We start from the raw sequence: 15,234 nt of genomic DNA on the forward strand, positions 1-15,234 counted from the left end.
GCGGGAGATTCCGCTGCGGTGTCCTCGGCGCCCGTCGTCGCCGTCGCGGATGCCGACGTGGTCGCGGCCGTCGCGGACGTCGTCGCCGACGGGGTGCTCGTCGCGGTGGAATCGTCGCTTCCGCAGGCGCCCAGCACAGCGGCGGCGGTCAGTGCGGCAACGCAGGCGCCGACCACGCGGGTCGAACGCGAACGGGTCCGTGCAGGCATGTGGTGGTGTCCTCGCATCCGGTTTCGTGAGCAAACGGTCTGACGGGCGAACAAGGTCGTGGGGCCGGACGGGCCGGCCCCGCCCCAGGCTACAGAGAGCTCCGGGCGGTGACCGAAGCCGTCGCTCCGATCACCGCCCGACGATAGGTGTCCACGACCGCGCGGTCGAGACCGGTCCTGGAGGGTCGCGCCTAGGGGCTCACCGCGGTGACGTCACCGACCCGGGTGACGAACCCGCCCTGGAAGTTCTGCCGGACCCCACCCTCGATCGGGAATTCGTCGCTGATCGGGAAGCCCAGCCGGCCGTTCTCGTAACCGGCGTCCTTCCAGGCGTCGAAGATCGGGCCGTTGCGCACCGGCCAGGCACCGCTCAGCGGGCTCCAGTAGATGTTGCCGCCCTCGAACGCGTTGAAGCGGCCGCCGTCCTTGACGGGGATCTCGCTGGTCTTCGGGAAGCCGAGCCAGCTGTTCTCGTAACCCATCTCGGCGTACTTGCCCATGATCAGGCCCTGCACGGCGTGGGCACCGGTGGGTTCGCTCCAGTACAGCGAGCCGATCTCGAAGCCCTGGACCAGACCCGGCTTGTTCGGCGTCGCGATCTCGTCGAACACGGGGTAGCCGAGCGGACCGCCCTCCCAGCCCTGCCGCGCCCATTCGTCGAGGAGCACACCGCGGATCGCGTGGGCGCCGGTCTGCGGCGTCCAATAGATCGAACCGTGCTGGAAGTGGTTGAACCGGCCGCGGCCGTCGGGGGTGCCGTTCTCCCCGGTCTTCGGGAAGCCGAGCGGTCCCGCCGGACCGCCGCTGCCCTGGTAGGCGCCGCCGATGGCACCGGCGACCGGGAAGGTGCCCGCGTCGGATGCGAAGACCCGGCCGAACCGGAAGTCCTGCACGCGTCCGCCGGCCACCGGGTACTCGGCGGTGAGGCAGTCGCCGAGCCACGGGTTGGCCGCGGCGGTGTCGCCGATCGACCCCGCCGCCGAGCACGACGGCTTGTCCACCGGAACCCCGAGCGTGTTCGCGAGCTGCGGCCACAGCTGGTGCAGCTCGAACTCCCAGTACGGCCACGAGTGGGTGCCGGACGGTCGGTACACGACCTGGGCGGGGATTCCGAGCTTGTTGAGCTTGGTGGCGAACGCCTGCGAGGTCAGCCGCGACAGGATCTCGAGGCCCATGCCCGCGTAGTTGGTGCTGACGCCGGGCACGCCCGAGGGCTGGTCGTACGGTCCGGTGCTGCCGCTGCCGCTGGAGACGTACAGGCTCACGCCGCGCAGCTTGTCGGCGAGCAGATAGGGGTCGTGTGACTCCCAGTTGTCGCTACCGGCCGGACCCCACATGGCATCGACGTCGAAGCCGCCCGCGTCCTGCATGGCGTACTTGATGGCCTCGGGCATGCCGAGGGTCGTGGTGGTGAGGATGCCCGACAGGGACGCCGCGAACTGGAAGAAGCCGGGATTGCGGGCGGGCAGGAACATCGCCGCGGTGCCACCCATGGACAGGCCGACCACACCGCGGGTGCTCGTGGCCCGCCAGTCGCGTTCGAGGACCTGCGGCAGTTCCTTGGTCAGGAACGTCTCCCACTTGTAGTTCTGCCCGTTGTTCTGGTCCACCCAGTCCGCGTAGAAGCTGGACTGGCCGCCGACGGGCAGCACGGCGGTGACGTTCTTGTCCGCGAAGAACGCCTCGGCGTCCGTCTCGAGGGTCCAGCCGTTCTCGTCGTCGCGGGCGCGCATCCCGTCGAGCATGTACACGACCGGGAAGCGCGCGTCGGGACGGATGTTCCAGTCCCGGGCCAGCAGCAGCTGGACCTGGATCGGGTTGCCCATCGACGGGGATTCGATCCACACGGCGACGCGGCGATCGGTGAGCCAGTCGACCCGCCGGACGTTCACACCCGACGCCGGGGCCTGCGTCGCGGCGGGCTCGGTCCGCGCCGGTTCCGCGGATGCGACCGCGGCGGTGGTCAGTCCCACCGCCATCGGCGCCACCAGCGTCGCGGCGAGTGCGGCCAGGAGGCGTCGCTTGACTCGGGGACCGCCGATCACTGTTCGCATGTGCATCGCTCACTTCCTGCGTTGCCGGGGCCGGTTCGCGGGAGCCGGTCGAACCCCTTCGTGTACGAAGGTCGCTTCCACTGCGTCCGAGGATCGTTTGTACACGGGAAAGTCCCAGGATCGGTGACGGCGCGCTGTGACTGGTGAGAAAATTGTTCACAACGACGCATGCCGCCCGATCGTCCCCTGCGGGGAGATCGGGCGGCATGATGTCGGCAGTGTGCGCCGATTACGTGCGCGGTTGAAGCGTCAGTGCGCGTTCAGGGCGTCGAGGATCTGCGGGCGGGCCTTCCACAGCTCGTCCTCCCAGTACTTCCACGCGTGGGTACCGCGGGCCGGGAAGTCGAACGTGGCCGGGATACCGAGCGTGGCCAGCTTCACCTGGAACGCGCGGGTCTGGACGAGGGACAGCGCCTCGAGGCCCATCGCGTTACCGGTGTTGTAGAAGCCGGTCAGGCCCTTCGGGTTGTCGTGCTGGCCGGGCAGGCCGCTGGCCGCCGAGATGTACAGCGACAGACCCTCGAGCTTCGGCGCGAAGACGAACGGGTCGTTGCGCAGCCAGGCCGGGCTCCACGGCGGGCCCCACATCGAGTCGACGTTGTAGCGACCGGCGTCGAGCATCGCGACGCGGATGGCCTCACGCATGCCCGGAGCGGACAGGTTCAGGTAGCCCGACAGCGACGACGCGAACTTGAACTGGTCGCGGTGGTAGGCGGCCAGCGTCAGAGCGGCGGAACCACCCATCGACAGGCCGAGGATGCCGTTGTTGTTCGGCGAGACACCGCGCGTGGCCAGGTACTCCGGCAGCTGCTCGGTCAGGAAGGTCTCCCACTTGTAGGTGACGTCCTGCCCGTTGAGGTTGCTCGGGGCGTACCAGTCGGTGTAGAAGCTCGACTCACCGCCGACCGGCATGATGAGCGAGACGTTGTCGTTGGCGAACTGGGTGAGCGCGTTCGTCTCGAACGTCCACGCGTTCGCGTCGTCCCGGGCACGCAGACCGTCGAGCAGGTACAGCGCGGCGTCGCCACCACGGGCGGCCCACTGGATCTGCACCTTGATCGGGCCCATGTCGGAGTCGACGAAGACCTCCTCGAAGCCGCCGGCCGGCGCGCTGTGCGCGATCGGGGCGGACTGCGCGGGGGCGGCCAGTGCTGCGGTGGTTCCGGCGACACCGGCCGCGACCGGCAGCACGAGCGCAGCAGCGGCGGTGCCGACCACACGCTTGCGGAGGCGCTGCGACAACCTCGGGACTAAACGCATGAACAATGCTCACTTTCTCGATCTGCGGCGTACGCCTACGCGTTCCCCGTCGGATTTCGGCGGTGGCGGCCGCGGAGCGGCGCCACAAGTCACACTGCGGTCAAGACTGTAAATGACTGCGGAAGCTGTGACAAACCCTCCGCTCCCCTGCTCACGCAACGAAAGTCGCCCGCGAGGCCCGGTCGCCCACCCTGAGACCGTTATATACTCGTAATTTGGCGTGATCCTATCGAGATCGGGCTCGGATCCCAAGCGAACGATCTAGAAGTGACCCGTCTTTTCACCCGCGCGGCGGGGGAAGCTCCAGGCCACACCGCTCGATCTCGTACTTCGGCACCCGGTCGAACCGATACTTCGCGTACTCGAACGCATGGCTCAGATTCCGCTTGAACAGCGGCCACGTCAGCTCCGCCCGCGACGAATCGAGCACCTCCCGGGTCTGCGGGCAGGTGAGCGCCACCCCGGCCTGCGCCACCCAGTCCTCGTCGAGGTAGCCGGGCAGCCAGGGGTGCACGTTCACCATCCCCGTATCCGCGATCACCCAGTCCGGATACAGCACCTTGTCGTGCCCGATCCGGCCGTCCTCGAGCCGTTCGGTGTGCGCGGCCAGCGGGTAGGCCAGCCCCATCTGATCGATCACCCGCACGTCCAACGGCGTGTTCATGCTGGTCATCCCCAGATTGAGGAAGAAGACCGTGTGCCCCGCCCCGCCCGGCGGGATCGGTTCCGGCGGCGGAACCACATCCCATGCGTCGAACGACGGCGTCGGCAACAGCAACCCACCGTTCGGCGTGTTCTCGATCGCCTCCACCATCGCCCGCATCCGCGGGTAGTCGAGATAGTCCTCGGCCCGGATCGGATGCGCGTGACCGGTGTTCATGGCGTAGAACGCGCGCTCGTCGACGATGCCGGACCGGCCGACCACCGCCCCCTCGGTCATGCCCGTGGTCCCGGCGGCGAACGCCGACCACAAGACCGTGCCGAGCCACAGCACCCCGACCGCACCGGCGATCGTCGTCGCCCGGCGCGGCTCGTCGCGGTCCGGCAGACGCAACGGCACGACCGCGACAGGGATCAGAAGACAGAACAACGGCGGCAGCAGCACCCGCCCGTGCATGAAGTCGCCGCCGACGCGCAACGAGTACAGCGCGAGCAGCACGCCGCTGCCCAGCACGAACACGACCACCGCGGTCGGGGTGCGCAGCGCCCGCTGTCCCCGCGCGAGCAGGGTGCGCGCGTCGCCGGACGCGAGGCCGCGCACGCGCTCACCGAGGGTCACGTCGTCCCGGCGGCTCGTCGAGAACATCACCACCACGACGATCAGCAGCAGAAGCAGCGGGAACCACAGCAGATAGGGGTTCACGAGATTGCCCAGGTATTCGAAACCCTGAGCCCACTTGGCGCCGCCCGCGTCCTTCGAGACGGCGGTGTTCGGGTAGGGCAGGCCGTAATAGCCCATGCGCCAGATCTGGTAGCCGACCGGCACCGCACCCGCGACCGCGACCATCGCGACGCGCACGCGCCACGTCTGGTCGGCGGCGAGAAACAGCATCGCCAGCGCGATGACCGCCAGGACCGCCAGTTCGGGCCGCACCAGCGGTCCGAGACCGGCGACGAACGCCGTCCCCAGCACCCCGGCGGTCCCCGGCGTCTCGGTCGTGGACCAGCGCACCATGAGCAGCCACAGCAGCGCGATCCAGAAGATCACCAGGCAGCTCTCGAGCCCGGACGTCGCGAAGTCGCGCGCGGGCGGAACCGCGATGTAGACGAGCATGCCCGCGGGAAGCAGCAGCAGCGTCCCGCCGGCGCCGCGCAGCCGCCAGCGGTAGAGCCGGGCCGTGCCGAACATCGCGACGACCACCGCCGCGGTCGACAGGACCAGAGCCAACCCGAGCACCACGTACTCGAGGCGCGCCCCGGTGAACCACCCGAACGCGTAGACCAGGTACGTCCACAACGTGGACGTGTTGGCCTCCACGCGCTCCCCGATGTTGAACACCGGGCCGTTGCCGGCCAGCAGGTTCCGCACCGTGCGGAGCACGATCAGGCCGTCGTCGGCGATCCAGCGGCGCTCCCACGCGCCCCAGAACATGAGCAGGCCGGTGACCACGACACCCGCCGCGAAGATCCGGCGGGCCCACCCGGGAGTACCGGGGACGCGGTGGGCCGGTCCGCCCTGCCGCGCCGACGACTCGACGTCTGCAGCGACGTCAGAAGAGGTAGACAGCACCGCCGACCACCACGATCCACACGATCGCGAGCAATTGCAGAACCCGGTCGCCGAGAGCGATTTCCTCCGGCTCCCCAGCCTCGCCGCCGTCGACGTCGACCGCGTACCGCAGGATCGCGATCACGAACGGGATCATCGAGATGGCGAACCAGTTCGACTCGGCCACCATGTCACGCTCGAACGCCCACAGCCCGTAGCAGATGACGACCGCGGTCGCCGACAGCGTCCACACGAACCGCAGGTAGGTCTCGGTGTAGTACTCGAGCGACTTGCGGATCTTCGCGCCGGTCTTGTTGGCCAGGCGCAGCTCCGCGTACCGCTTACCGGCCGCCATGAACAGCGACCCGAACGCCATGATCAGCAGGAACCACTGCGACAGCGGGATTCCCGCCGCGACACCACCGGCGATCGCGCGGATGAGGAAGCCGGACGACACGATGCAGATGTCGAGCACGGCCTGGTGCTTGAGCCCGAAGCAGTATGCGAGCTGGATGCCGATGTACACGGCCATCACGACCGCGAGCTGCCAGTTCGCCAGGAACGAGAGCGCGATCGACCCGACCAGCAACACCGCCGCCAGCCCGAACGCCAGGTTGACCGGGACGACGCCCGCCGCGATCGGCCGGAACCGCTTGGTCGGGTGGGCCCGGTCGGCCTCGACGTCCATCGCGTCGTTGATCAGGTAGATGCCCGAAGCCGCCATGCAGAACACGACGAACGCCAGCGCGACGGGGCCGAGGACGTCGAGTTCGGTGGCCGAACCCGCCGCGAGCGGCGCGGCGAGCACCAGTACGTTCTTGACCCACTGGCGCGGCCGGACGGCCTTGACGATGCCCGCAGGCAGGTTCTGGGGCGGCCGGGTGACGGTGGCCGGTTCCTCGCTCATCGTTCTCCAAACTTCTTTTCTGCCCGCACGACCGCGGCGGCCGAAACGGCGCCGAGGGCGGCGCCGGCCAGGACGTCCGTCGGGTAGTGCACACCGAGGACGAGTCGCGACAGCAACATCGGCGGGACGAGTACCGCGGGCAAGGGTAGCCCGGTCAGGCGGCCGAGCAGGACCGCGGCCGCGGTTGTCGAGGTGGCGTGCGACGACGGGAAGCTCAACCGGCTCGGCGTCGACACGTTCACCGCGACCGTCGGATCGTCGGGCCGCGGCCGGCGCACGATGCGCTTGACCACGATCGACGCCGCGTGCGCCCCGACCGCTCCGACCGCGACACCCGCCCACTGGCGGCGGCGACGACGGTCGACGAGGGCGCCGACACCACCGATCGCAGCCCAGCCGAGGGCGTGCTCACCGAAGTGCGACATGCCGCGGGCGATCGCGATCGCCTGCGGCCGGGCACCGACCGTGGCCTGCACTGCCTGCAGGATCCGGATCTCCGGCTCGGTGGTCGTCCAGGCTTCGGTCTTCCGGGCAGCTCGATCACTGCTCGACAGCGAAGACACGCTCCCACTCCTCCTTGCTCGTCAGGGCAGGAACCGCATCCTGGTACTGCTTCTTCAGCTCCGGGAACCGTCGTGCCAGTTCGCGCCGCAGTCGCAGCGCCTCGGACAACAGTGCCCCGGCCTGCGCTCGGTCGCGCTTACGGTAGACGACGCCGCGCCCATCCGCGGTGGTGACGGTCACACCGTCGACCTGCGACAGAAGGAACCAGCGGGCATCGATCGTCGGAACGTTCATCTGGGGCTGCTCGTGATGCGCCTCGACGGCCGGGCGCAGGTTGTGCACGACGCCCTTCGCGAGCCGCGACAGCTTCCCGATCGGCCCGCGCGGCGTACCGACCGCGCCCACCCCGGCACCCGACGGCAGCGGCAGCTCCGTCGACGACGGCAGCACGACCGCGTCGGAGAAGTTCTTCCGCAGCGCGTGCACCTGGCCGAGGGCGGTCGGGAGCAGCTCGAACAGGCGGTCCGGTCCGGCGAGGAAGTCCTCGATGGCCTTGTTCTGGATCGCGACGGTCGAGTATTCGAGGCACACGAGGTGCTTGATCGTCGCCTTGACCGTGTCGAGCACCAGGCCGCGACCGTCGCCGGGCATGTGCAGCGCCGCCACGACGAGCCGGTTGCGCAGGTGGAAGTACGCCTGCCAGTCGATCGCGTCGTCCTTGTCGGACCACGCCATGTGCCAGATCGCGGCACCGGGCATCGTCACCGTCGGATAGCCGGCGGCGCGCGCCCGCAGCCCGTACTCGGCGTCGTCCCACTTGATGAACAGCGGCAGCGGCTGGCCGATCTCCTCCGCGACGACGCGCGGGATCATGCACATCCACCAGCCGTTGAAATCGACGTCGATGCGCCGGTGCAGCAGCTTCGAGTTCTCCCGGTCGCGCAGCGGCTTCGTCGCGAAATCGTGGTCGTATTCGACGTTCGGGGCGGCCGACCACATGAAGATCGACCGGTTCACGACCTCGCCCATCGTGTGCAGGTGACTGCGCTCCTGCAGATTGAGCATCTGGCCGCCGACGAGCATCGGGGACTTCGCGAACCGCGACAGGGCCAGCGCGCGCAGCACCGAGTCCGGTTCGATCTCGATGTCGTCGTCCATGAAGAGGATGTAAGGAGAATCGGTGGTCTTCAGCGCCTCGTACATGATGCGGCTGTAGCCACCGGAGCCGCCGAGGTTGGCCTGGTCGTGGATGACCAGCCGGTCGCCGAACGGCGCGGCGGCCTCGGCGAAGTCGTCCTCGTCGCGGACCTTGCGGGTGCCCTGGTCGGGGATGATCACGGCGTCGACGACGTCCATGACCAGCGGATCCGACGCGAGCGCCCGCAGCGCCTTCACGCAGTCGGCGGGACGGTTGAACGTCGGGATGCCGACGGCGACCGACGCCTTCCCGGGTGCCTCGACCGGCGCGTACCAGCCGGCGGAGACGAGCGTGACGTCGGTGTCGGTGGTGATGTCGAACCAGATCCAGCCGCCGTCCTCGAACGGGCCGAGGTCGGTCTCGAGTTCGACGATCGTCGTCGCGTCGCCGGCAGCGGTGAACTCGCGGCCCTGCACGTGGATGCGGCTCGAGTCGGCCTTGCTGCGGTAGACGTCGACGCGGCCGTGCCCGGACAGTTCGAGGCGCAGCACGACGGAGTCGAGCGTGCTCCAGCGTCGCCAGTAGCTCGCCGGGAACGCGTTGAAGTAGGTGCACAGCGAGACCTCGGACTCCGCGCCGATGTTCAGCGTGGTCCGGCTCTGGGCGTGCGCGCGGCGCGCGTTGGTCGGCGATTCCTCCAGGTAGAGGGTGCGCACGTCGAGCGGCTCACCGGGGCGCGGCAGGATGATGCGCTGCAGCAGCGACTTGCCGAGCGAATTGTCCGGGCTCACGGTGTTCCCCTGCACGTTCTCCTCGAGTTCCCCCACGCTCACGACGCGTCCCCCGAGACCGGCACACCGGATTCGAAGAACGGGACGAGGGTGTTGTCGAACATGCTCAGCGCGCTGGCGATCGCCATGTGCATGTCCAGGTACTGGTAGGTACCCAGGCGGCCGCCGAACAGCACGTTGTTCTGTGCGGCCTCCTGCTTGGCGCGGTCGCGGTAGGCGGTGAGCTTCGCGCGGTCCTCCGGCGTGTTGATCGGGTAGTACGGTTCGTCGTCGTCGCCGGCGAACCGCGAGTACTCGCGCATGATCACGGTCTTGTCCGTCGGGTACGTGTCCCGCTCGGGGTGGAAGTGCCGGAACTCGTGGATGCGGGTGTAGGGGACGTCCGCGTCGTTGTAGTTCATGACCGGCGTGCCCTGGAAGTCGCCGGTGAGCAGCACCTCGGTCTCGAAATCGAGGGTGCGCCAGCCGAGCTTGCCCTCGGCGTAGTCGAAGTAGCGGTCCAGCGGGCCGGTGTAGACGACGGGCGCGTCCGGGCTGGCGGCGCGGATCTCGTCGCGCACCTCGAACCAGTCGGTGTCGAGCCGGACCTCGATCCGCTCGTTCTTCGCCATGTTCTCGAGCCACGCGGTGTAGCCGTCGACGGGCAGACCCTCGTAGGTGTCGTTGAAGTAGCGGTTGTCGAAGTTGTACCGGACCGGCAGGCGGGTGATGTTGCCTGCGGGCAGGTCCTTCGGGTCGGTCTGCCACTGCTTGGCGGTGTAGTCCCGCACGAACGCCTCGTAGAGGGGACGGCCGATCAGGGAGATCGCCTTCTCCTCGAGGTTCTTCGCCTGCGACGAGTCGATCTCGGCCGACTGCTCCTTGATCAGGGCGCGGGCCTCGTCCGGCGTGAAGTAGCGGCCGAAGAACTGCGAGACCAGACCCAGACCCATCGGGAACTGGTAGGCCTGGCCCTTGTGCATCGCGAAGACGCGGTGCTGGTAGTTGGTGAACTCGGTGAACTGGTTCACGTAGTCCCAGACCCGCTTGTTCGACGTGTGGAACAGGTGGGCGCCGTACTTGTGGACCTCGATACCCGTCTCGGGTTCGGGCTCCGAATAGGCGTTGCCACCGAGGTGGTGGCGACGCTCGACGACCAGTACTCGCTTCCCGAGCTGCGTTGCGGCGCGCTCGGCGATCGTCAGTCCGAAAAATCCGGATCCGACGACGATCAGGTCGTAGTCACCGGTGGAGGGCTGGGGCGCTGATGCAGCAGTCACGGAAGACCAGGGTAGGCGACCGCTCCCCTCGTGCGTGTTTCCGGTAGCCGCAGCTACCGGAAACACGCACGTCAGGCGAGCAGTGCGCGCAGCGCCGCACGCACGAATTCGGCTCCGGCGGTGCCGCCGTAGTTCGCCGCGAACCGTTCGTCGGCGACGTACATCTCGGCCAGTCCCAGCACGTAGCCGCGATCGGGTTCCGCCTGGCCGTAGCCCGGCGTCCCGGGAATCGATCCGAGCCACTCGACGTGCCGTCGCGCGAGCTCGAGTCCGCGTTCGCCGGCCGGGTCGAGACCCGCCTGCGCGGCGGCCGTCCAGTCGGCGCCGAGCCTCGCCGCGACCGCCATCCAGTCGCGACGCTGTTCGTCCGTCATCTCCCGCCACCAGCGGTCGCTGCTGTCGTAGGCGTCGCGGCCCCACCGTTCGATCACTTCGTCGCGGTACTGCGTGTGGTCGAAACCGTCGAACACTTCCTCTGCCATCAGTTCCTCACCTGCCTCCGTCTTGCGGATGGTCGTGCGCACCGCCTCGATGCGGCGCCCCAGTTGACGCTGCTCGAGTTCGAGCAGCTCGAGGTGGGTGCGCAACGCCTCGGCGGTGTCGGCCTGCCCGGCCATCACCTCGCGGATCGCGGGCAGACCGAGGCCGAGTTCCCGCAGCAGCAGGATGCGTTGCAGCTGCACCAGCGCGTCGCGGTCGTAGAACCGCATGCCGTTCGCCCCGGTCCGGGTCGGCGGGAGCACGCCCACGTCGCCGTAGTGCCGCAGGGTTCGGCTGGTGACCCCGGCCGCGCGGGCCAGTTCCTGGATGGACCATTCACGCTGTGTCACGGCGTTCCCTCCTCGTGACATCCAGCGTGCATCTTGACGTTGCGTCAATGTCAACGACGAAAACGGCCGCCGGCGGGTCGAACCCGCCGGCGGCCGTCTCGTCCCCGGGATGTGTGGCTCTACGTGCTATTCGGCGCTACCGGTTCCCGGCAGCCACTGCCGCAGGATGGAGGCGTCGAAGACCTGGGCCCCGAACTCCGGTGTCCACAGGATGACCCCGTTGGTGAACACCTGGAACTTGCCGCGCTCGTCGGGCAGCATCAGCTCGGGCCCGACGGGAGAACCGAGTTCACCCGCGACCCCGCCCAGCTCGTTGTACTTCTCCTGGATCGCCGGGCTCTGGTCGGTGCCGAACGGCGTGATGGCGACCTCCGGGCCCGTTTCGGGGGCCGGGGTGCTCGGCGGGACGGTCGATTCCGCGCCCTCGTTCACGGTGAACCAGTCGGACCGCAGCCCCAGCTTGGCGCGGGCTTCGGCGCCGGTGGTCTCGATGCTGCGGTCGGAGCCGACCACCCGGACCCGGGTGACGCGACCACCGTCGGCACCGAGGTTGTTGCGGGTCAGCACCTCGAAGTTCTGCAGTTCCCCGACCCCGAACGCGTTGCCGATCTCGCCGGCGGTGAGCGTCTTGGCCCACTGCTGGTTCGGTGCCACCTTGTCGCCGAGGTCCTCGACGGACGGGAAGTCGCCGCCCGCGCTGTAGCCGCCGGTCGACGCCGAGAACTCGGTGCGCACGACCTGGCCGTCCCTCATCAGCACCATGCCGCGGGTGGTGCGCACGGCGTCGTCGGTGCGCGGATCCTCCTTCGCCGAACCGCCGTAGACCTGGCAGCTCTGCGTGTCACAGGTCTGCCACTTCTCGTGGCGCTGCTCGGCGAGGGCGTAGGAGCGGGCCGCGATGGCCTGGGCCCGCAGCGCCTCGGCGCCGCCGGTGTCGGCCCAGCCGGGCAGCGACTCGACGGGCACGACCGCGCGCAGATAGTCCTCGACGGAGAGCCGGTTGACGGTGCGGGCGGCGTTGCCGTCGAGCACCACCCCGATGGCGCCGCGATAGGCGGTGCCGTCGGCGCACAGCTTGAGGTGTTCGTTCGCCGGCCGGTCCTCGCCGAGGTCGACGGGGTCGACCCAGGGCAGATCAGCGCGGCCCTGCCACCTCACCTCACCGGAGCAGCCGGCGGTGACCACGACGTCGGCACCGCCGTCCGCGGTGGGCGTCAGGTGCGCGGCATCACCGGGCCCGACCTGCTGACCTGCGACGACGAGCCCGGCGTCGGAGAACACCGCGAGGGGCACGTCGTCCTGGCCGACGAGTCGCACGGCAATGGGCCCGACGTCGACGGTGCCGAGCGTGGTGCCGCCGTAGTAGTGCCCGACGATCCGTTCCGCGGTCCACCCGTCCTGCGCGTATCCGTAGGCACCCCACTGGCCCATTCCGCGGCCGTGGCCGTGGCCGTAACCGGTGAACGTGAACGGGGTGTCGGCGGAGACGGCCTGCTCGACCGCGGGTGCGCCGGACCGCACGTGCACGATGCCGCCGACCGTGGCACCGATCAGCAGTGCGGGTGCGAGGCCGAGCGTGGCGGCACGCGCGACCGCGGGCTTCCAGCCGCTGCGGAGCGGCCGGCCGACGATGATGCGACTTCTGCGGATTCGTCCCCTGCGGCGGTTCGGCTGTCGTGACATGCGCTGCGCTCCCTCGTTGTCTCACTCCGGGGTGCCGCGCGAACGGACAGTTCGCACGATCGGACTCGAAACAAATCCTCAAGCTCAGGTTGAGGCTTAAGGTTTATTGCGACTAGTGTTGCAAGAGTGACTGAACAAGGCAACAACAGACACACCAGTCACATGAGAATCACAAGTTGCACAAAATGAGACCGAAATGCCTCAGGGAGTCGGGCTTGTAACGGAGTATTCGGTCCGTTGAGACCCGCCCGGAACAATCGACACAGGAACGCCGAACACGAACGCAGAACACACAAGGGGAGAGCAACAGTGCCGCATCGCCGCCCGAAGCCGTCGATCGTCCTGGGTGCCGTCGCAGCCCTTGCGGTGGCCACGCCGTTCGCCGTGTCCGGCCTGACGGACGGAACGTCCGACGTCCGCACCGCGAACGAGACGACGGATGCGATCGTCGCGATCGCACCGCAGATCGCCGAGGTCGTCCTCGCGAACGCGCCCGACGTCGTCATTCCGCTCCAGGATCTGACCGGACTCAACCTTCCGGACCTGAGCATCAAGGAACTCGTCGAGGGCCTGCCCGCCATCACGCCCGCACCGAACCCCGACGCGACCGGGCTCGTCGATCGCATCGGCGCCACGGTCAAGGAGATCACCCGCGACAGCCCGTTCAGCATGGTCGCGCTGGCCGCGCGCGACGTGGCGGCGACCGACGCCCTGATCCGCTCACAGAACGAGGACGGCAGCTGGAGCCCGTGGACGGCCACCGAGCCGATCGAGTCGACCCGGCGGGACAACGTCGCCGACAGTCGCGGCGGCACCGAACCGATCTACGTCGGTCTCACGCGCGCGGTGCAGGTGCTGCTCACGCCGCGCCCGGGACCCGAACCGACGCTCGCGGGCGCCGAAGCCCCCGCACCCGCCGAAGCCCCTGCGCCTGCCGAAGTTCCCGCGCCTGTCGAAGTTCCCGTGGCTGCACCGCAGGATCCGGCCCCCGAGCTCGGATACGTCCCGGCGTCGTCGTCGCGTCCGCTGCGCGCGCAGGAACCTGCCGCCGCGCCCACCGACGATGTCACCGCGGTGCTCATCAACCCGGGCAGCGGAGCCGCAGACGCGTACCTCTCGGACGTCGCCGAGCCCATCGCGGGGAGCGGACTGAAGGTCATCACCCGCGCCCAGTGGGGTGCCGACGAGTCGCTGCGCTGCGACGAACCCACCTACGACGACTCCCTCGGCGGTGCCACCGTCCACCACACGGCCGGCAGCAACGACTACTCGAAGGCCGAGTCCGCCGAGATCGTCCGGGCCATCTACGCGTACCACGCGCAGACCCTCGGCTGGTGCGACGTCGGCTACAACGTGATCGTCGACCGCTACGGGCAGATCTTCGAAGGCCGCGCCGGCGGTCTCGACCGTCCGGTCCAGGGCGCGCACGCCGGTGGGTTCAACGAGAACACCATGGGCATCGCCATGATGGGCGACTTCTCGAGCGTGACGCCCCCGCAGGTGACGCTGGACGCAGTCGGCAAGTTCCTCGGGTGGCGACTGAAGAAGGCCGGTCTGGATCCGAAGGGCCGCACCACCATGTACTCGGAGGGCACGTCGTTCACGCCCTACCCGCAGGGAGCCGCGGTCGATCTGCCGATCATCTTCGCGCACCGCGACGTCGGCAGCACCAGCTGCCCGGGCGACGCCGGATACGCCCAGATGAGCAAGATCCGCGACATCGCCGCCGCCGCGGCGGCCGGAGTCGGGCTGTCGGTGCCGTCGAAGCCGTCGCCGTCGACATCCGAGCCGGACACCGCCGTGCTCGCGGGTGACAGCTCGACCCCGATCCCGCCGAACTCCGCCGGAGCCCCGTCGACCGGCTCGGCGGACAACGCGCAGGACCTGATCACGGAGCTGCTGCGGCTGACCGACAATTCCCCGCTCGCGCAGAAGTGGATCGCCGAGGGTGGCGAACTCGGCCGGCTGGGCGCCGCGCTCACGGGTGTCCTTCTGGCGAAGGGCGGGTTCGAGCACGCGGAGTTCGTCAACGGGGCGATCTACACCTCACCGAACGGCGGGGTGTGGACGGTGCTCGGCGAGATCTACAAGGCGTGGAAGCAGTACGGGCTCGACGAGGGCGAACTCGGCCTGCCGATCAGCGACGAATACCGGGTGCCGGACGGCTGGCGCTCGGACTTCGAGAACGGGTCGCTGATCTTCAACGAGATCACCGGCGCGGTCACGAAGGTGCTGCGCGCCTACAACGACGCCTACGAGGAGTCACTGCAGACCGCTCCCCCGGTCGAGGCAGCGTCCGCGAATGCGGCGCCCGCCCCGGAAGCAGCCCCGGCACCCGCTCCTGAAGCGGCACCGGCGCCGGAACCGGAACCGGCTCCCGCTCCCTGAGC

The 15,234-nt window shown here is 69.1% G+C and carries 11 protein-coding genes; 2 read left to right on the top strand and 9 right to left on the bottom strand.

What is annotated here, in order from left to right; all coding sequences use genetic code 11:
- A partial coding sequence (locus ACN675_RS15665) for a hypothetical protein (RefSeq protein ID WP_420751718.1) occupies window positions 1–252 on the top strand: 252 nt, incomplete at its 5' end.
- Window positions 253–400: 148 nt separating this feature from the next.
- Here the strand turns inward: ACN675_RS15665 and ACN675_RS15670 are convergent.
- From ACN675_RS15670 to ACN675_RS15710, 9 genes are all read right to left on the bottom strand, one after another.
- Window positions 401–2,263, bottom strand: coding sequence for an alpha/beta hydrolase-fold protein (locus tag ACN675_RS15670; RefSeq protein ID WP_420751747.1), 1,863 nt, complete (start codon window positions 2,261–2,263; stop codon window positions 401–403).
- A 249-nt stretch (window positions 2,264–2,512) separates the two neighbouring features.
- The gene (locus ACN675_RS15675) at window positions 2,513–3,523 is read right to left on the bottom strand and encodes an alpha/beta hydrolase (RefSeq protein WP_420751719.1); all 1,011 of its coding nucleotides are present in this window, start codon (window positions 3,521–3,523) and stop codon (window positions 2,513–2,515) included.
- 280 nt (window positions 3,524–3,803) lie between these two features.
- On the bottom strand, window positions 3,804–5,615 hold the full coding sequence (gene zomB, locus ACN675_RS15680; RefSeq protein WP_420751748.1) for a flagellar motor control protein ZomB: 1,812 nt from the start codon (window positions 5,613–5,615) through the stop codon (window positions 3,804–3,806).
- 118 nt (window positions 5,616–5,733) lie between these two features.
- On the bottom strand, window positions 5,734–6,639 hold the full coding sequence (locus ACN675_RS15685; RefSeq protein ID WP_420751720.1) for a decaprenyl-phosphate phosphoribosyltransferase: 906 nt from the start codon (window positions 6,637–6,639) through the stop codon (window positions 5,734–5,736).
- Window positions 6,636–7,133 (bottom strand): phosphatase PAP2 family protein, encoded by a 498-nt coding sequence (locus ACN675_RS15690; RefSeq protein WP_420751749.1) that lies wholly within the window; start codon window positions 7,131–7,133, stop codon window positions 6,636–6,638. Before ACN675_RS15690 ends, ACN675_RS15685 begins: the two co-directional genes overlap by 4 nt.
- 46 nt (window positions 7,134–7,179) lie before the next feature.
- Window positions 7,180–9,108, bottom strand: a complete 1,929-nt coding sequence (locus ACN675_RS15695) for a glycosyltransferase (protein ID WP_420751750.1) — start codon at window positions 9,106–9,108, stop codon at window positions 7,180–7,182.
- Window positions 9,109–9,110: 2 nt separating this feature from the next.
- Window positions 9,111–10,331: a UDP-galactopyranose mutase gene (gene glf / locus ACN675_RS15700; protein ID WP_420751721.1), complete on the bottom strand. Its 1,221-nt coding sequence runs from the start codon at window positions 10,329–10,331 to the stop codon at window positions 9,111–9,113.
- A gap of 71 nt (window positions 10,332–10,402) precedes the next feature.
- Window positions 10,403–11,182, bottom strand: coding sequence for a MerR family transcriptional regulator (locus tag ACN675_RS15705; RefSeq protein ID WP_420751722.1), 780 nt, complete (start codon window positions 11,180–11,182; stop codon window positions 10,403–10,405).
- Between the two features lie 105 nt (window positions 11,183–11,287).
- Window positions 11,288–12,844, bottom strand: a complete 1,557-nt coding sequence (locus ACN675_RS15710) for a SpoIID/LytB domain-containing protein (RefSeq protein ID WP_420751723.1) — start codon at window positions 12,842–12,844, stop codon at window positions 11,288–11,290.
- A 309-nt stretch (window positions 12,845–13,153) separates the two neighbouring features.
- Between ACN675_RS15710 and ACN675_RS15715 the strand changes: the two genes are divergently transcribed.
- A complete protein-coding gene (locus ACN675_RS15715; RefSeq protein ID WP_420751724.1) occupies window positions 13,154–15,232 on the top strand; it encodes an N-acetylmuramoyl-L-alanine amidase in 2,079 nt (692 codons plus the stop codon).
- Window positions 15,233–15,234 lie beyond the last annotated feature (2 nt).

This window comes from Rhodococcus sp. O3 (genome assembly GCF_048897285.1).
GTDB lineage: Bacteria > Actinomycetota > Actinomycetes > Mycobacteriales > Mycobacteriaceae > Rhodococcus.

What these genes read in the sequence shown, in the direction of transcription:
- ACN675_RS15685 (WP_420751720.1), bottom strand. Translation starts at nt 6,639, where the DNA reads ATGAGCGAGGAACCGGCCACCGTCACCCGGCCGCCCCAGAACCTGCCT.
- ACN675_RS15710 (WP_420751723.1), bottom strand. Translation starts at nt 12,844, where the DNA reads ATGTCACGACAGCCGAACCGCCGCAGGGGACGAATCCGCAGAAGTCGC.
- ACN675_RS15670 (WP_420751747.1), bottom strand. Translation starts at nt 2,263, where the DNA reads ATGCGAACAGTGATCGGCGGTCCCCGAGTCAAGCGACGCCTCCTGGCC.
- ACN675_RS15675 (WP_420751719.1), bottom strand. Translation starts at nt 3,523, where the DNA reads ATGCGTTTAGTCCCGAGGTTGTCGCAGCGCCTCCGCAAGCGTGTGGTC.
- zomB (WP_420751748.1), bottom strand. Translation starts at nt 5,615, where the DNA reads ATGTTCTGGGGCGCGTGGGAGCGCCGCTGGATCGCCGACGACGGCCTG.
- ACN675_RS15705 (WP_420751722.1), bottom strand. Translation starts at nt 11,182, where the DNA reads ATGTCACGAGGAGGGAACGCCGTGACACAGCGTGAATGGTCCATCCAG.